Origin of the sequence: Collinsella aerofaciens (assembly GCF_015558785.1) — a bacterium.
GTDB lineage: Bacteria > Actinomycetota > Coriobacteriia > Coriobacteriales > Coriobacteriaceae > Collinsella > Collinsella aerofaciens_P.
Window position 1 is genome coordinate 144578 of sequence record NZ_JADMOP010000005.1, and the last position, 16974, is coordinate 161551.

Annotated in this window: 14 protein-coding genes and 1 tRNA gene; 14 read left to right on the forward strand and 1 reads right to left on the reverse strand. The window is 59.4% G+C overall.

Features of this window, described 5'->3' with window-relative positions:
* Nucleotide 1: 1 nt before the first annotated feature.
* The 5 genes from I2G40_RS04190 (at nucleotide 2) to I2G40_RS04210 (ending at nucleotide 4299) form a co-directional block, all read left to right on the forward strand.
* Entirely contained in the window at nucleotides 2-1081 is a 1080-nt protein-coding gene (locus tag I2G40_RS04190) for a branched-chain amino acid ABC transporter permease (RefSeq protein WP_195544289.1), read from the forward strand.
* Nucleotides 1071-1931 carry an ABC transporter ATP-binding protein gene (locus tag I2G40_RS04195; protein WP_006234439.1) on the forward strand — a complete coding sequence of 287 codons (861 nt, stop codon included), beginning with the start codon at nucleotides 1071-1073 and terminating at the stop codon, nucleotides 1929-1931. Before I2G40_RS04190 ends, I2G40_RS04195 begins: the two co-directional genes overlap by 11 nt.
* Complete coding sequence (locus I2G40_RS04200; RefSeq protein WP_006234438.1) at nucleotides 1932-2645, forward strand: ABC transporter ATP-binding protein; 714 nt, start codon at nucleotides 1932-1934, stop codon at nucleotides 2643-2645.
* A 175-nt stretch (nucleotides 2646-2820) separates the two neighbouring features.
* A complete protein-coding gene (locus I2G40_RS04205; RefSeq protein ID WP_195544290.1) occupies nucleotides 2821-3498 on the forward strand; it encodes a copper homeostasis protein CutC in 678 nt (225 codons plus the stop codon).
* Between the two features lie 3 nt (nucleotides 3499-3501).
* Nucleotides 3502-4299, forward strand: coding sequence for a DUF4931 domain-containing protein (locus I2G40_RS04210; RefSeq protein ID WP_195544291.1), 798 nt, complete (start codon nucleotides 3502-3504; stop codon nucleotides 4297-4299).
* Between the two features lie 30 nt (nucleotides 4300-4329).
* On the opposite strand, the gene I2G40_RS04215 is transcribed toward I2G40_RS04210, so the two are convergent.
* Nucleotides 4330-5328, reverse strand: coding sequence for a bile acid:sodium symporter family protein (locus I2G40_RS04215; RefSeq protein ID WP_195544292.1), 999 nt, complete (start codon nucleotides 5326-5328; stop codon nucleotides 4330-4332).
* A gap of 276 nt (nucleotides 5329-5604) precedes the next feature.
* Between I2G40_RS04215 and recJ the strand changes: the two genes are divergently transcribed.
* From recJ to rplT, 9 genes are all read left to right on the forward strand, one after another.
* On the forward strand, nucleotides 5605-8892 hold the full coding sequence (gene recJ, locus I2G40_RS04220; protein ID WP_195544293.1) for a single-stranded-DNA-specific exonuclease RecJ: 3288 nt from the start codon (nucleotides 5605-5607) through the stop codon (nucleotides 8890-8892).
* A 15-nt stretch (nucleotides 8893-8907) separates the two neighbouring features.
* On the forward strand, nucleotides 8908-11268 hold the full coding sequence (locus tag I2G40_RS04225) for a RelA/SpoT family protein (RefSeq protein WP_195544294.1): 2361 nt from the start codon (nucleotides 8908-8910) through the stop codon (nucleotides 11266-11268).
* Between the two features lie 84 nt (nucleotides 11269-11352).
* Entirely contained in the window at nucleotides 11353-12036 is a 684-nt protein-coding gene (locus tag I2G40_RS04230) for an MBL fold metallo-hydrolase (RefSeq protein ID WP_195544295.1), read from the forward strand.
* A 194-nt stretch (nucleotides 12037-12230) separates the two neighbouring features.
* A complete protein-coding gene (gene fba, locus I2G40_RS04235) occupies nucleotides 12231-13097 on the forward strand; it encodes a class II fructose-1,6-bisphosphate aldolase (protein ID WP_006234429.1) in 867 nt (288 codons plus the stop codon).
* Nucleotides 13098-13449: 352 nt separating this feature from the next.
* Nucleotides 13450-14883, forward strand: coding sequence for a transglutaminase-like domain-containing protein (locus I2G40_RS04240; RefSeq protein WP_195544296.1), 1434 nt, complete (start codon nucleotides 13450-13452; stop codon nucleotides 14881-14883).
* Nucleotides 14884-14922: 39 nt separating this feature from the next.
* Nucleotides 14923-15009, forward strand: a tRNA-Leu gene (locus tag I2G40_RS04245).
* Nucleotides 15010-15440: 431 nt separating this feature from the next.
* Complete coding sequence (infC, locus tag I2G40_RS04250) at nucleotides 15441-16010, forward strand: translation initiation factor IF-3 (protein WP_006234423.1); 570 nt, start codon at nucleotides 15441-15443, stop codon at nucleotides 16008-16010.
* Between the two features lie 32 nt (nucleotides 16011-16042).
* Complete coding sequence (rpmI, locus tag I2G40_RS04255) at nucleotides 16043-16234, forward strand: 50S ribosomal protein L35 (RefSeq protein WP_006234422.1); 192 nt, start codon at nucleotides 16043-16045, stop codon at nucleotides 16232-16234.
* 46 nt (nucleotides 16235-16280) lie between these two features.
* Nucleotides 16281-16640, forward strand: a complete 360-nt coding sequence (gene rplT, locus I2G40_RS04260) for a 50S ribosomal protein L20 (protein ID WP_022094123.1) — start codon at nucleotides 16281-16283, stop codon at nucleotides 16638-16640.
* Nucleotides 16641-16974 lie beyond the last annotated feature (334 nt).

A 16974-nucleotide genomic window follows, 5' to 3' on the forward strand; every position in this document is an offset into this window, starting at 1 on the left:
TATGAAGTTTCTTAAAGACAAGCAGACGCGTCACGACTTTGTTACGTACGCCATGTGCCTTGTGGCGTTCGCCATCGTGTTCTTTATGCAGTCTAACCACATGATCCCGCGCATGATCGCCGGTCAGCTGGTTCCCATCACGGCCTATATCGTCATGGCCATCTCCCTTAACCTCGTCGTCGGCATCGCGGGCGATTTGTCGCTGGGCCACGCGGGCTTTATGAGCGTCGGCGCCTATACGGGAATCGTCACCGCCGTCGCACTGGAGAGCGCCGTTCCGTCCGATCCGATGCGTCTGATCATCAGCATTGTGGTCGGCGCTATCGCCGCTGCCATCTTGGGCTTCTTGATCGGTATCCCGGTCCTGCGCCTGAGCGGCGACTATCTGGCCATCGTGACCCTGGCTTTTGGCGAGATCATCAAAGAGGTCGTCACCTGCCTCATTGTGGGCGTCGATTCCCGCGGCCTGCATGTGATCTTTAACATCACGGGTAACTCCACGATCGACGACCTGCACCTGCTCGAGGACGGCACCGCCATTATCAAGGGCGCGCAGGGCGCATCGGGCGTGTCGACCTATTCGACCTTCCTTGCCGGCGCAATCCTGGTTATGGTCGCGCTCGTGATTGTGCTCAACCTGGTTCGCAGCCGTACCGGTCGTGCCATCATTGCCGTGCGCGACAACAAGATTGCTGCCGAGTCCGTGGGCATCTCCGTCACCCAGTACCGCATGATCGCCTTCGTGGTTTCCGCTGCCCTCGCCGGTGCTGCCGGAGCCCTGTTCGGCGGTAACTTCTCGCAGCTTTCCGCCACTAAGTTCGACTTCAATACGTCCATCCTCATTCTGGTGTTCGTGGTCCTGGGCGGCCTGGGCAACATGCGCGGCTCCGTTATCGCTGCGGCGCTGCTCACGGTGCTCCCCGAGCTGCTCCGTCAGTTCTCGGACTACCGCATGCTCATCTATGCCATCGTGTTGATTCTGGTCATGGTCTTTACTAACAACCCACAGCTCAAGGCGTTCTTCGCACGCATTAAGGACCGCTTTGCTTCCAAGAAGGAGGTGGCAGCCGATGCCCAGTAAGTTTGAGTTCAACAAGGGCAAGATGGTCCCGTATCCTTCTGGCGCCATCGTTCCCGACCGCGACTTGGGCCAGCGCCCGGCGCTCGAGTGCATCCACCTGGGCATTGAATTCGGCGGTCTTAAGGCAGTCGATGACTTTAGCCTGACCATCGGCAAGACTGAGATCGCCGGTCTCATCGGCCCCAACGGTGCCGGCAAGACCACGGTCTTCAACCTGCTCACCAAGGTGTACCAGCCTACGCACGGCACCATCCTGCTCGACGGTGAGGACACCTCGGGCAAGTCGGTCTACCAGGTCAACCGCATGGGTATTGCCCGTACGTTCCAGAACATTCGCCTGTTCAACACCATGACGGTGGAGGACAACGTTAAGGTCGGCCTGCACAATCAGGAGCGCTACTCCGGCTTTGAGGGCGTGCTGCGCCTGCCGACGTATTGGAAGCACGAGAAGGCCGCCCACGAGCGCGCCATGGAGCTGCTGTCCATTTTTGACATGGAGCACCTGGCAAATGAACAGGCCGGCTCGCTTCCTTACGGCGCTCAGCGTCGTCTGGAAATCGTCCGCGCGCTTGCCACCAACCCCAAGTTGCTGCTGCTCGACGAGCCTGCCGCCGGCATGAACCCGTCCGAGACCGCAGAGCTCATGGCGAACATCGTCAAGATTCGCGACACCTTCGGCATCGCCATCATGCTTATCGAGCATGATATGTCGCTCGTCATGAACATCTGCGAGGGCATCTGCGTGCTTAACTTTGGCAAGGTTATCGCCAAGGGCACGGCAGAGGAAATCCAGAACAACGACGCCGTTATCGAGGCGTATCTGGGTAAGCAGGATAAGGGGGAGAACTAAATGGCAGAGCCGATGCTTTCCGTCTACAACATCAACGTCTGGTACGGCGCCATCCACGCCATCAAGGACATCTCCTTTAACGTCAACGAGGGTGAGATCGTTGCTCTGATCGGTGCGAACGGTGCCGGTAAGTCTACGACGCTTAAAACCGTCTCGGGCCTGCTGCGTTCCAAGACCGGCTCCATCAAGTTTATGGGCGAGGACATTACTCATACGCCCGCCGATAAGCTGGTGGGTAAGGGCCTGGCTCAGGTCCCCGAGGGCCGTCGCGCCTTTTTGCAGATGACGGTCGAGGAGAACCTGGAGATGGGCGCCTATACACAGCCCAAGTCCACGGTGGCTCCGGGCCTGGAGCGCGTCTACGAGCAGTTCCCGCGCCTGAAGGAGCGCCGTCGCCAGGTCGCCGGCACCCTTTCGGGCGGCGAGCAGCAGATGCTCGTTATGGGCCGCGCCCTTATGAGCAACCCCAAACTGCTTATGCTCGACGAACCTTCCATGGGTCTGGCACCGATTCTGATCGAACAGATCTTCCAGATTGTCGAGGACCTGCACAAGGCTGGCACCACGGTGCTTCTGGTCGAGCAAAACGCGCAGATGGCGCTTTCCATCGCCACGCGCGGCTACGTGCTCGAGACCGGCAAGATCACCATGACCGGTACCGGCCAAGAGCTCCTGCACGACGATAACGTCCGCAAAGCCTACCTCGGAGGCTAACCCACCTAACAAAAGGGGCGCTGACTATCTCAGTCAGCGCCCCTTTTTAAGTTGCGGTGAAATGGGGACTGAATACGGGCTCCAGAGGCCAAAAGAGTCCCTATTCCACCGCAACTTCATGGGGATGTGTGACAATGCCCGTCGGAAAACATCTGCTGTCTTTGGGGGTCTATCTATGCTGTACGAGTTTTGTGCCGAGAACTTTGAGCGGGTGCCGGCGGCTATCGATGCCGGTGCAAAGCGTATCGAACTGTGCGACAACCTTGCCGTCGGTGGCACTACACCTTCGGCCGGTGTTATCAGCGCTACGACCAGCTATGCCCACGAGCACGATGCACGGGTGATGTGCATGATCCGTCCGCGTGGCGGCGACTTTCATTACAACCAGGACGAGTTGCGTATGATGGAGATGGACCTGGGCCTTGCCGTGAGCGCCGGCGTTGACGGCTTGGTCTTTGGCTGCTGCAAGCCCTGCGCTGACGGATGGGCGCTCGACGAGCTTACGTTGGGCGCCCTCGTGATGGCCGCGGGCTGCGCGACCGAGGAATGCAAGCGTGAGCCCATCGACATCACCTTCCACATGGCGTTTGACCAGCTCTCGCCCGAGGCTCAGCTCGATGCCGTCGACACACTCGTCGATTGCGGCGTTACGCGCATCCTGACGCACGGCGGTGCCGCCGGCACGCCGATTGAGGACAACCTGGAGCATCTGTCGCGTCTTATCGAGTGTGCGGGAGACCGCCTGACCATCCTTCCCGGCGGCGGCATTTCCACGGCCAACCGCGATACCGTGGCGGCGGCACTGGGCGCCTCCGAGCTCCATGGCACCAAGATTGTGCCGCTGGAGGTATAACCCGTGGCGCTGGTATTTGACGTTCAGCAGGCGAACGGTAAGCCCGACGACAACCGCCGCCCCGGCACCGCGTGTCCCTTTTGCGATACAGAAGGGCTCACCGACATCATTCGCCGTGATGGCGATTGCATTTGGCTCGAGAATAAGTTCAAGACCCTGCGCGCCACCCGTCAAACCGTGCTGATCGAGTCGGCCGATCACGATGCCGACCTGGTGACCTATGAGCCGGATGAACTCCACCATGTGATGCGGTTTGCCCTGGGTTGCTGGCAGCAGATGATCGATTCACAGCAGTATCGAAGCGTGCTCATGTACAAGAACAAGGGTCCGCTCTCGGGCGGTAGCCTCGTTCATCCGCACATGCAGATTGTGGGTTTGGAGCAGGAAGACGGCTATGCTTCGCTGACTTCCGCCAATTTCGAAGGCATCAATGTCTGGCAACAGGGGAGGATCTCGGCCAACATCTCAACCGAACCCATCATGGGGTTCTTTGAGATCAACGTTTCAGCCCCGCAGGGAATCTCTGCCAGCGATGACACGAGAGATCAAGCCGAGGCGGATCTCTTCGCCGATGCAGTCCAGGTAGCTCTGCGCTATATCCTGAACGAGCACCACGGTGGTCGCGCAGGGTCGTATAATCTGTTCTTCTATCACCTGGGCGGTCGGACCATTGCCAAGGCGCTGCCGCGTTGGGTGGTTTCGCCCTACTTCGTCGGCTATCGTTTAGCCCAGGTCAATGCCGAGACGACGCTCGATGTCGATGCTGAGCGCCTGCGTGCGCATCTGGAAACGTTCGTATAGTAAGACTAACACCCGCGTAATGCGGACAGCCTAGCGTCCCATGGCGTCGCGGCCGGCCTCGACCCGCTTGCGCTGGGCGGCGCGCTCCTCGCCGGTTAGACGCTCAAAGAGATGTCCGATAAGCGAGGCGAGTACCTGCTGAAACAGCGTGCCGCACATGACGGGAAACACGACCTCGCCGGGAAAATACTGTGTGGCGATGACGGCGCCCGAAGAGATATTGCGCATGCCGCAGGTAAAGCACATGGTGGTCGTCTCGCTATACGGCAGGTGCAACGCGCGGGCGATCAGAAAACCGACGATAAAGCCGCTGATGGCGAAGGTCAAAATAAAGAGGGCGACTTCCAGGCGCATCGCGTTCATGTGCAGAACGTACTCGCTCATGGCGGTGGAGTTGGAGGCGATAACGCCCATCATCATGAACTTGCAGGCGGGCGAGAGTGCGGGGGAGAGCTTCTCGTGTCCCCATCCACGCGTGAGCTCGTTGATCACGATGCCGAGCACGGCGGGGATGGCGATCATGAAGGCCATGTCCTGCATCATGCTCGGCACATCGATTGAGACGGTGGCACCCAGCAAGAGCTTAAGCGTGAGCGGAATCGTCACAGGGGAGATAACCGAGGACGTCAGGATGATGGTAAGCGCGAGCGGGCCGTTGCCGCCGAACATGCTAATCCACATAAAGGCAGTGACCGCCACGGGTACGCTGTACTCGAGCACGATGCCGCAGACAAGGTTGGGGTTGGAGCCAAAGAACAGCGATCCCATGGCATAAGCTGCTATGGGAATAAACACCGCCGAGACGAGCAGCGCCAAAATCAGGTGCAGCGGACGGCGGAACACCTCAGCTACCTGGTGGAAGGTGTTACTGATCGCGCCTTGGAATGTCATAAAGGCGAAGAGAGCGGGAACGATGGGCTTGAGTACGCCAATCTGCTGAGGAAAGAGCACGCCGAGTGCCACGCAAATCGGAACGATGACCTGCATGTGCCCCGCGAGAAACTTGCCCAGTCCAACCCATTGCTTCATATGCGCCTGTGCCTCCCTTTGCTCGTGAATCCGTTTTGAATGGATATGCTAGACGCTCGCATGCGTTCGTGCGTCAGAAACGCTCGAATATTTCGAGGGTATTACCGGCATCGTTTACCGAAACCGCGGCGTGCTGCGGCGATTTGCGTCCGCGCTGCACGGTATAATAAATCCGTTCAACAGATCTGCCTGCCGAAGCGGGCATACACAGAGGACTCATCGCTATGAACCGTGAGAGGTATCGCGGCGACCTGCCCCTATCGGGGGTGGGCGCCTATGTCATCGCTTAAGACGACGCATCGCTGGGCGGTCGCTCAGCAAAACCCCGAGCTCGAAAAGGAGCTTTCGGCTGGCCTGGGCATACCCGGGCTGGTGGCGCGCATTATGGTTGCGCACGGCATTACATCCATCGAGGAAGGCCAGCTGTTTTTGACGCCTTCGCTCGATCGCGACTGGGCCGACCCGCTCATTATCCCGGGCATGTCGGTCGTTGCCGACCGCGTCGAGCGTGCTATTCGTAACCACGAGCACATCGCGGTCTTTGGCGATTTTGACGTTGACGGTATTACGTCGACCTGCCTGTTGACCGAGGCGCTGCGCACGTTTGGCGCCGATGTCACGCCGTTTATTCCGCATCGCTTTGACGAGGGCTACGGTCTTTCGCGCGCGGCGCTCGACCGCGTCAACGAGCTCGCCCAACCCAACCTGATTGTGACCGTCGATAACGGTATTGCCGCCAAGGAAGAGGTTTCCTATCTGGAGAGCCTGGGGATCGATTTGGTGGTCACGGACCATCACGAGCCCTCCGATCAGGTGCCGCAGGGCGTGCCCCTGACCGACCCTAAGCTCGAGGACGAGGGTCCTTCGCGTGAGCTTGCCGGTGCCGGCGTGGCACTCAAGCTGGTGCAGGTCCTGGGCGAGCGTCTGGGCAAGCCGTCGTATTGGCGTTCGCTGATCGAGGTTGCGGCGCTGGGCACCGTGTCCGATATGATGCCGCTCACGCCCGAGAATCGCGCACTGGTCGCCGAGGGCATTCAGCAGATGCGCGTGACGGCCCGTCCCGGCTATATCGCGCTTGCCGCACTTGCCAAGGCCGACCTCTCTAGCATTACGGCCGATGGCCTGTCATTTTCGCTCATTCCCCGCTTGAACGCCGCGGGCCGCATGGCCGATCCCAAGCTGGCGCTCGACCTGCTGCTTGCCCGCGATCCTATCGAGGCAAGCGCGCTGGCGGCCGAGCTCGAGGAGATTAACCGTCAGCGTCGCGAGATCGAGGCGGAGCTCACGCGCGATGCCATGGCAAAGGTCGAGGAGACCTATGATGGCGGGCGCGCAATCGTCGTGGGCGGCGAGGGCTGGCACGAGGGCGTCAAGGGTATCGTAGCGAGCCGCCTGACCAACCGTTATCACGTGCCGGCGCTGCTGTTCTCGATCGAAGACGGTATCGCTCGCGGTTCGGGTCGCTCGGTGGGCAAGGTCAACCTGTTCGACGCCGTAGAACGCTGCTCCGATCTGCTGATTCGTCGCGGCGGGCATGCGGGTGCGGTGGGCGTGACCATCGAGGCGTCCAAGCTCGACGAGTTCCGCCGTCGCCTTTCCGCCGTGCTGTCCGAGCTTCCCGCCGAGGACTTTGAGGACACCGACGAGGTTGCCGCCACCGTCGACCTTTCCGAGCTGAATATTGAGACCATCGAGCAGATCTCCCGTCTTGAGCCGTTTGGCCAGGGCAACAAGGTGCCGCTGTTGGCGGCCGAGGGCGTGACAATGTGCGATCGCGCCGTGGTGGGCAAAACCGGCGAGCACATGCGCTTCGTGGCGACCGATGGCGCCGCGAGTGTGCCGGCCATTATGTTCCGTGTGCCGCAGATCGATAAGCTCATCAATTGCGATAGCGCCGTCGATTTGGTGTTCGAGGCCGTGGCCGAGCATTGGCAGGGTCGCGTAAAGCCAAAGCTCATGATCAAGGACGTCTTGGTTCGCAATACCACGGCGCCCAGCGTTGACGACCCGGCATGTGAGCTTCGCCGCGGCGTGGAGCCTGCGGACGCCGGTCTCCGTCTGGAGTCCCGCAAGCGCCAAACGCTCGCCCAGCTTTCCTATACCGAGCTGACGCGCTCGCTTATCCATAGCTTTATCGGCTCGAACCAGCCACACCGCGCGCAGGTCGAGGCGCTCGATGCCCTGGCCGATCACCAAAGTGTTCTGGCCGTTATGGGAACGGGGCGTGGCAAGTCGCTCATCTTCCATGTGCATGCCGCGCGCGAGGCGGTCCTTCGCGGGCGTGCGAGCATCTTTGTCTATCCGCTGCGCGCGCTCGTTGCCGACCAGGCCTATCACCTCTCGTCGACTATGGCCGCGCTCGGCATTGGCGTTGGCGTGCTGACCGGCGAGACCGTGGAGGCGGCGCGCGATGACGTGTTTGCCGGTTTGGCTTCGGGCCGCACCGGCATCGTGCTCACGACGCCTGAGTTCCTGTCCATTCACCGCGACCGCTTTGCGCGTTCGGGACGCATCGGTTTTGTCGTTATCGATGAGGCACACCACGCCGGTCTTGCCAAGGGCGGCGACCGCAGCGCCTATCTCGACATGCCCGATATCCTCAAGGCCCTGGGCGACCCGGTCGTTATGGCGGCGACGGCCACCGCAACGGCTCCGGTTGTGGCCGAGCTTGCCCGCGTGCTACCGATTACCCGCACGGTGGTCGACGAGACGGTGCGCGAGAACTTGCAGCTCGAGGATGACCGAGACCTTGCGAGCCGGGAGAACCGCCTGGTGTCAATCGTGGCGACGGGGGAGAAGACCGTCATCTACGTCAACTCGCGCGACCAGTCCGTGGCGCTTGCCAAGACGCTGCGCAAGCGGGTGCCCGATTGCGCGACCCGCATCGCGTTCTATAACGCGGGGCTTGCGCGCTCCGATCGCCGCCGCGTGGAGGAGGCATTCCGAGACGGAAGCCTCAGCTGCATCGTTTCGACCTCTGCCTTTGGCGAGGGCGTCAACCTGCCCGATATCCGACATGTCGTGCTCTACCACATGCCGTTTGGCGCCATCGAGTTCAACCAGATGAGCGGCCGCGCCGGTCGCGACGGCCAACCTGCCGTGATTCACCTGCTCTATTCGTCGCGTGACGCTCGCATTAACGAGCGCCTGCTCGACTGCTACGCGCCCGAGCGCGACGAGCTCGTCACGCTCTATCGAGCGCTGCAGACCATGTGGCGTTCCAACCGCGGCAAGACGGGGGACGATTCCTTTAGCGCGAGCGATATCGACATTGCGCAGATGTGCCTTGCCATCGATGCCCGCACGCCGGTCGACGAGCGCTCGGTGGAAAGCGGCCTGGGAATCTTCGAAGAGCTTGGTTTCTGTCGCGTTTCGGGGTTTGATGACACCCGTCGCATCGCGATGGCCGAAAACCCTGGCCGTGTGCAACTGAGCAGGTCAATTCGCTATTTGGAGGGCTTGCGCTCGCGCATGGAGTTCTCGGCTTTCCGGAGCTGGGCGCTCGATTCGTGCGCTTCTGATATGCTAGCCAAAGTTAACCGCCCGATCGTACCGCGGGCCTAGGGGAAGGGGACCTCGATGGATGCCGCAGCCCGTACCGCCCATGATTCCACCCTCCAGCCTTTTTCGGAGATGGAGCACTATAAGCATGCCGATGAGCTGCCGCCCGAGATTATGGCGGACAGCTACGACAAGCTGGAGCGCCTGTGCCTCAAATATATGAATGAGGACGACTTTTCTAAGGTGGAGCAGGCCTATTGCTTTGCTGCCGAGAAGCACTGCAACCAAAAGCGCCGCTCGGGTGAGATGTACATCAACCATCCCGTCGAGGTGGCCATCATTTTGGCCGACCTCAAGATGGACTGCGATGTGGTGTGCGCCGCGCTGCTGCACGATACCGTCGAGGATACCGAGACCTCGCTTGCCGATGTTTCCGGCCTGTTTGGCGATACGGTGGCCGAACTCGTCGATGGCGTGACCAAGCTCACCAACATCGAAGTCGATAGCATGGACGAGAAGCAGGCGCTTACGCTGCGCAAGATGTTCCTCGCCATGTCCAAGGACATCCGCGTCATTATCGTCAAACTTGCCGACCGTTTGCACAACATGCGCACCCTTGCAGCCCTGCGTGAGGACCGTCGCCTGTTTAAAGCTCGCGAGACCATGGACGTGTATGCGCCCCTGGCCGACCGTCTGGGCATGAGCTCTATTAAGTGGGAGCTCGAGGACCTGTCCTTCTTCTACCTTGAGCCCGACGCCTACCAGCGCATCGCGCGCATGGTGGCGGAGTCTCGTGAGGTCCGTGAGCGCTATCTGGCCGAGACCATCAAGACGCTCACCGACGAGCTCAACCGCATTGGCCTGGAGGGCTTCCAGATCAATGGCCGCTCCAAGCACTATTGGTCCATCTACCAAAAGATGAAGCGCAAGGGCAAGGAGTTCTCCGAGATCTACGACCTGGTGGCACTGCGCGTCATCACGCATTCGGTGCGCGATTGCTACTCCACGCTCGGCGCGGTGCATACGCTGTGGCACCCCATGCCCGGTCGCTTTAAAGACTATATCGCCATGCCCAAGGTCAATAACTACCAGTCGCTCCACACGACGGTTATCGGCCCCACGGCCCGCCCACTCGAGATTCAGATTCGAACCTACGAGATGCATGAGCAGGCCGAGTACGGCATTGCCGCCCACTGGCTGTATAAGAAATCGGGCGGATCGTCTGCTTCCAAGACCAATGACGCTCAACGTTTGGACGACCAGATTAACTGGCTCAAACATTCGCTCGATTGGGCAGCGTCTGATGAGATTACCGACGCCAAGGAATACCTGCACTCGCTGAAGGTCGACCTCTTCGATCAAGAGATCTTCGTCTTTACGCCCAAGGGCGAGGTCATGGCGCTTCGTGCCGGCTCCACGCCGCTCGACTTTGCCTACGCCGTTCACACCGAGGTGGGCAACCACTGCGTCGGTGCCAAGATCAACGGTGCGGTGGCCCCGCTCACGCACGAGATCAAGACGGGCGACCGCGTTGAAATCCTGACCAACAAGAGTTCTAAGCCGTCGCGTGATTGGCTCAAGATCGTCAAGACACCTTCGGCCAAGTCAAAGATTCGCCGTTACTTCGCCGCCGCGACCAAAGACGATGACGCTGCTGCCGGCCGCGATATACTGGCCAAGGACCTGCGCAAACGCGGGTATGGCATCTCTACGCCGCGCTCGACGCGTGCGCTCAACGCCGTGGCGGAGCAGTTTAACTACAAGCAGCTCGAGGACCTGTTTGCCGCCGTCGGCGCCGGCAAGGTTGCCCCACGCGCTGTGGGTAACAAGGTCGAGCAAATCTTGGACCCCAAGCCCGAGGAACAGCTCACCAAGGCCGAGGCTATCGCCGAGGTCGTCAAGCAGCCGGCCCGAGGCTCCAACCGCAAGCCGCAAAAGCGCGGCAAGAGCGCCAGCAACGGCATTATCGTCAAGGGCGAGAGCAACAGCGGCCTGCTGGTCCGTCTGGCGCATTGCTGCAATCCGGTGACGGGCGACGATATCGTCGGCTTCATCACGCGCGGTCGTGGCGTTTCGGTGCATCGCGCCAACTGCCCCAACGTCAAGGGTCTTATGGAGCATCCCGAGCGCATGATCGAAGTGGAGTGGGACGGCGCAGCCGACACCCTCTTCCAGGTCGAGATCGTGGTCGAGTGCCTGGACCGCATGGGGCTGCTCAAGGATGTCACCATTGCCATTGGCGATGCGGGCGGCAATATCCTTTCTGCCGCCACGTCGACTAACCGCGAGGGTATTGCAACCTTGCGCTTTATGGTCGAGATCTCGGACGCGAGTGGTCTGGATCCGCTGCTGGCCTCTATCAGCAGCGTTGACTCGGTCTACGACGCGCGCCGCCTGATGCCCGGCGAGGGTGGAGCCCAGCTTAAGCGCCGCATTTAGTCGCGACGAACGCGCCATATTATCGATATTCGCTACACTCGAGGCATCGTTTGATGCCTCGAGTTCTATAGAGAGGAAAGGGACATGAATGCTGTGTCCTTGGATGTAACTCCCAAGGGATCGGTCGAGATCGAGACACTCGTAAACGGTCCCATTCAGACCAATAGCTATGCTGTTATCTCGGACAATGAATGCGTGATTATCGACCCTGCGTGGGAAGGCGAGCGCCTGGTGGAGCATGTTCGAGCCGAGCATCCCGGCGTACGCGTGCTTGGCGCCGTATGCACTCATGGCCATGCCGATCATGTTGGTGGTGTTGCCGGCGTGCGAACCACCGTTGGCGCGGGCTGCCAGTATGAGCTGTGTGCTAAGGATGTGGCGGTGCCGCATGTGAACATCGAGGAACAGCGAGCTATGTGGGGCATTGAGACGCCCGACCCCGGGGAGCCGACGCGCCTGCTCGCCGAGGGCGATGCTATCGAGGTTGGCGATATCTGCCTGCAGGTGATCGAGACACCAGGGCATACGCCGGGCGGGATCGTCTTGTTCGCCGCCACCGAGCAGGGAAGCATCGCCTTTGTTGGCGACACCCTGTTCCCGGGCAGCCACGGCCGCACCGATCTTGCCGGTGGCGACGAGGCGGCGATTCTGCGCTCGCTCTCCAAGCTCGCCCGGCTTCTCCCGCCCGATACCGTTTGCCTAACCGGGCATAGCGATTCGACCACCATGGCACGCGAGCTCATGCAGAACCCTTTCATGCGGGTGTAGTTTTATAGTCAGCTTCTAAAGCACGAGAAGCGTCCAAACGTCAAGCTATTTTTCCCCAACGGGTCAATTTCGTAGGGCAAACGGTCAAAAAAGTCTGTTTGGACGATATTCGTGAACAAACGAACGTTTATGCTCGGGTGCGCCGTGGTAAAATCACAGGCGTTATCGGAGCAACCTTACAGGAGGTTTCTTTTATGCTCGTCAACGCAGCAGACATGCTCAAGAAGGCCGAGGCCGGCAAGTACGCTCTCGGTGCCTTCAACACCAACAACCTCGAGTGGACCCTGGCTATTCTCCAGGCCGCCGAGGAGGCCAAGTCTCCGCTGATCCTTCAGTGCACCGCTGGTGCCGCTAAGTGGATGGGCGGTTTCAAGGTCTGCGCCGACATGGTCAAGGCTGCCGTCGAGGCCACGGGTGTTACCGTTCCCGTCGCCCTTCACCTCGATCACGGTTCTTACGAGGACTGCTTCAAGTGCATCGAGGCCGGCTTCACGTCCATCATGTATGACGGCTCTCACGAGGAGACCTTCCAGCTTAACCTCGACCGCACCAAGGAGCTCGTTGAGCTTGCCCACTCCAAGGGCATGTCCATCGAGGCCGAGGTCGGCGGCATCGGCGGCACCGAGGACGGCGTGACCTCCAACGGCGAGCTCGCTGACCCCGCTGAGTGCAAGCAGATTGCTGACCTGGGCGTCGACTTCCTCGCCTGCGGCATCGGCAACATCCACGGCGTGTATCCCGCCGACTGGGCTGGCCTTTCCTTCGAGCGTCTGGGCGAGATCAAGGCTCAGACCGGCGACCTGCCCCTCGTTCTGCACGGTGGCACCGGCATCCCCGAGGATCAGATCAAGAAGGCCATCTCCCTGGGCATCTCCAAGATCAATGTCAACACCGACCTGCAGCTCGTCTTCGCCAAGGGCGTCCGTGAGTACATCGAGGCTGGCAAGGATCAGCAGGGCAAGGGCTTCGACCCCCGCAAGCTCCTCAAGCCTGGTCGCGACAACATCGTTGCCCGCACCAAGGAGCTCATGGAGGAGTTTGGCTCCGTCAACAAGGCGTAAGTAGCGGTTTAACTTCCCGCCGGAGGCCCCGTTCACCCTACGCTTTTCCCTTGCGCTCACCTGGCTTTGCCAGAAGTCGCGCAATGGGAAAAGCTCCGGGTGAACGGGGCCTCCTTTGTTAACTCGCTACAGGGTTACTGGGCTGAATTAAAATGGCTACTGGCTTCGCCAGAAGTCGCGCCAAGGAAACAGTTCCGGGGGACGGGGCTTCCTTTGTTTAACGCCGCAGGGTTACGAGGCTGAATAATTTATTTGATTGCCGTTCGGCGGTGTTGATGGCTCCCTTGTTGGGGCTTTCTTTTTTATCTCGCTACAATGGACTGCAAGCGTTCTAGTGACTTGGAGTTTTGGTATGGCTGTTATTAATGTGCTGCCTTCTGATGGGAAGGTTATTGACGAGGGTCCTGTTGGTTGCTCTGTTGATGTTTGCTGTGATGATTTTCGTCATCTCGATATTGGACTGCCGCCCGAGATTCTTCGTCTTAAGGATGCCGGGTATTTGACGCAGGCTGTTGCTGCCTGCGATCGTCTTCTGGAGCAGAAACCTGAGCCTTCGCTGGCTGCTTGTGTTCGTGCCGAGCGGTATCGCATGCTCGAGACGCCGCTTCATTTTTCGGTGTCGCGTGATCGAGCCATTGCGATGATTCTCGAGGAGTGGCCTGAGTTTACCGAAGAGCAGTTTGATGACCTGATTAATCGTAAGCGAATTGACTGGCGCTTTATCGATGGCGAGCTGTTTGTTCTCGATAACTTCCTCGATTCGCTTCGCGTGTACCCCAAGGAGGTTCCGGGCCTGCGTCCCGATTCTACGGACGGCATTGCGCTGCGTAACCAGATGCTCAGGGAGATGGAGTCGCAAAACGGGTTGACTCGCGTCATCACGCTTAAGGCATCCGTGTCTGTTCCCGGGGCTCTGGAGGGAGAGACCGTTCGCGCGTGGCTTCCCGTTGCCGCCGCCTGTCGTCAACAGTCTCAAATCGAGGTTCTCGATATGACGTCGGAGGGTACCGTTGCCTCTGAAAACGTTTCGGCTCGTACTGCCTCTTGGATATCTTCGACTGAACATTTATTCTCGGTGACCTATCGCTATCACATCGATGCTGCCTATTGCGATATCTATGGTGGCGCGCTCCCATCGCATGCGTGCATGGACACGCCGCTGCCCGAGGACACCTCCGAGGACCGTCCGCACATTGCGTTCACGCCGTATTTGCGACAGTTGACGGAGCGTGTTGTTGACGGGCTCGAGGATCCGCTCGATCGCGCTCGTGCTATCTATGATTACCTGACACAGCATATCGACTATCGCTATCAGCCACCGTACCTGCTTTTGGGATCTATTGCCGACGACTGTGCGCATTCGCTCCGCGGCGATTGCGGCGTTATGGCGCTCACGTTTATCACCATGTGCCGCATCGCGGGCGTGCCCGCTCGTTGGCAGAGCGGCCTTTATGTTGCGCCCGATTCGGTGGGACCGCACGACTGGGCCGAGTTCTACACACCCCAGACCGGTTGGCTTAACGCCGACGTATCGTTTGGTTCCTCGGCACGTAGGATGGGGGAGGAGTGGCGTCGTCGTCACTACTTTGGCAATCTCGACCCGTGGCGTATGGTGGCCAACAATCGATTCCAGGCTGAATTTGTGCCTGCTTTCGATGGCATGCGTGAGGACCCCTATGACAACCAGATGGGCGAGGCCTCGGTTAACGGACGTGGATGTCGTAAGCGGGAGATGTTGCGCAAGGTTGAGCTTATCGAAATGCTCGAAGTTCCATTTTCGGACTAATCAACAGAAAGCTGTGATAAACTAACTCACGCATTACGTGCCCGAGTGGCGGAATTGGCAGACGCAGTGGACTCAAAATCCACCGTTGGCAACAACGTGCGAGTTCGAGTCTCGCCTCGGGCACCATACATGCAAGTGAGCGTTCAAGGGGGTCAAGGCCCCCTTTTTCGTGCCGAACTCGCGTGAGCGCGCGGAGCGTTAAGCAAACAGGCCTGTGGCCTGTTTGTAGCGGAGCGTGGCGAGGGCGCCGTGCGCCCGAAGCCCGGGGCTTCGCGGAGCGAAGGCCCTTCGAGTCTCGCCTCGGGCACCATACATGCACCTGCGCTTCAAGGGGTTCAAAGCCCCCTTTTTCGTGTACGTAATGTGATAACGCGCGGTACGTGTTATTATTCGCAAGGCGTTGTTCCCGCAATGCCCTAAAGAGGAACCCGAGGGTTCCCACCTTTTGGCGCCAATGAGCAGCTGACTGGTCATACAACCTAGATTCCCTTCCTCATACCGAGGATGTCTATGTTTACGACCTGGTTGCTGAAAAGCGCCGGGTTATTTTTTTATGAATGGAGGTAGGGAAAATAGCTAAGTCTGATGACACCCGCATCAACGACGAGATCACCGCATCTTCGTGCCGTTTGATTGGCGTCGATGGCTCTCAGCTCGGCCTGTTCGCCATCCGCGATGCCCAGCGCGTCGCCGACGATCAGGGTCTCGACCTGGTCGAGATCGCTCCCAACGCGGAGCCGCCGGTCTGCAAGGTCATGGACTACGGTAAGTTCAAGTACCAGCAGGCCATGAAGGCTAAGGCCGCTCGTAAGAACCAGTCCAAGGTCGAGGTCAAGGAAATGAAGTTCCGACCCAAGATCGACGTTGGCGACTACGAGACCAAGAAGGGCCACGTTCTGCGTTTCCTCAAGAAGGGCGCACGCGTTAAGATCACCATCATGTTCCGCGGCCGTGAGATGGCTCACCCGGAGCAGGGTCTTAACGTTCTCGAGCGTCTCGCCGAGGATCTCAAGCCTTACGCTACGGTCGAGTCCAAGCCTAAGATGGAAGGCCGTAACATGCTTATGCTGCTCGCCCCGATTAAGGGCGCCTTCGATGAGGATAAAGCGGCAAGCGATACTAAGTAACTAGTGTTCTGTAACCGATTAAGGAGTATTTCATGCCTAAGATGAAGTCCCACAGCGGCACCAAGAAGCGTTTCCGCAAGACTGGTACCGGCAAGCTTATGCGCGCCAAGGCTTTCAAGAGCCACATCCTGAGCAAGAAGTCCACCAAGCGTAAGCGTGGCTTCCGTCAGGAGACCGAGATCGCCGCTGCCGACCGCAAGGTCATCAAGTCGCGTCTCGCCTAAGTTCGCGTTCCCGTTTTTCGTTTTACCGTCTAGGAGTTGATAGAACATGGCACGTATTAAGCGCGCTGTTGCCGCCAAGAAGAAGCGCCGTACCGTTATGCACCGTGCGAAGGGTTACTACGGTGCCGCTTCGCGTACTTACAAGCATGCTAAAGAGCAGGTCCAGCACTCCCTGCAGTATCAGTATCGTGATCGCCGCAACAAGAAGCGCGAGATCCGCTCTCTCTGGATCACCCGTATCAACGCTGCCGCTCGCCTGAACGACATCTCTTACTCTCAGTTCATGCACGGCCTGAAGGTTGCCGGCATCGAGCTCGACCGTAAGGTCCTGGCTCAGATGGCTTACGAGGACATCGAGTCCTTCAACGAGCTGGCTGCCATTGCCAAGAAGGCTCTCGAGGCCTAATAGATTCTGTTGAATCGCTAGGGGAGTGTCGCGCTGTGCGCGGCGCTCCCACTTTTTTATCGAAAGCGCTGGTTTGCATAGCTAAAAGCGCGGGTAGATAAACACTTACAGGTGACCGATCTTTACATATCTCTTAACCGAAGGGTCATCATCTGATACGTGCGGTCTTGCTGCACTCGACTTTCTACTACCTACATAGAAAGTCATGGATTGTGTAGGACTTGTGAAGAGTGGAATTGACGTCCCACATCGCTTCGCGGTCTGGCAATATATCTCCTTGCCGCGCGGCCCGGTGGAACCGGGAACCAGCGCAGGCGTGCACCTTGAGAACCGG

Excerpts from the sequence above, each read along its gene's own strand:
- I2G40_RS04190 (WP_195544289.1), top strand. The coding sequence starts at position 2 with ATGAAGTTTCTTAAAGACAAGCAGACGCGTCACGACTTTGTTACGTAC.
- I2G40_RS04195 (WP_006234439.1), top strand. The coding sequence starts at position 1,071 with ATGCCCAGTAAGTTTGAGTTCAACAAGGGCAAGATGGTCCCGTATCCT.
- I2G40_RS04200 (WP_006234438.1), top strand. The coding sequence starts at position 1,932 with ATGGCAGAGCCGATGCTTTCCGTCTACAACATCAACGTCTGGTACGGC.
- I2G40_RS04205 (WP_195544290.1), top strand. The coding sequence starts at position 2,821 with ATGCTGTACGAGTTTTGTGCCGAGAACTTTGAGCGGGTGCCGGCGGCT.
- I2G40_RS04215 (WP_195544292.1), bottom strand. The coding sequence starts at position 5,328 with ATGAAGCAATGGGTTGGACTGGGCAAGTTTCTCGCGGGGCACATGCAG.
- recJ (WP_195544293.1), top strand. The coding sequence starts at position 5,605 with ATGTCATCGCTTAAGACGACGCATCGCTGGGCGGTCGCTCAGCAAAAC.
- I2G40_RS04225 (WP_195544294.1), top strand. The coding sequence starts at position 8,908 with ATGGATGCCGCAGCCCGTACCGCCCATGATTCCACCCTCCAGCCTTTT.
- I2G40_RS04230 (WP_195544295.1), top strand. The coding sequence starts at position 11,353 with ATGAATGCTGTGTCCTTGGATGTAACTCCCAAGGGATCGGTCGAGATC.
- fba (WP_006234429.1), top strand. The coding sequence starts at position 12,231 with ATGCTCGTCAACGCAGCAGACATGCTCAAGAAGGCCGAGGCCGGCAAG.
- I2G40_RS04240 (WP_195544296.1), top strand. The coding sequence starts at position 13,450 with ATGGCTGTTATTAATGTGCTGCCTTCTGATGGGAAGGTTATTGACGAG.
- infC (WP_006234423.1), top strand. The coding sequence starts at position 15,441 with ATGGAGGTAGGGAAAATAGCTAAGTCTGATGACACCCGCATCAACGAC.
- rpmI (WP_006234422.1), top strand. The coding sequence starts at position 16,043 with ATGCCTAAGATGAAGTCCCACAGCGGCACCAAGAAGCGTTTCCGCAAG.
- rplT (WP_022094123.1), top strand. The coding sequence starts at position 16,281 with ATGGCACGTATTAAGCGCGCTGTTGCCGCCAAGAAGAAGCGCCGTACC.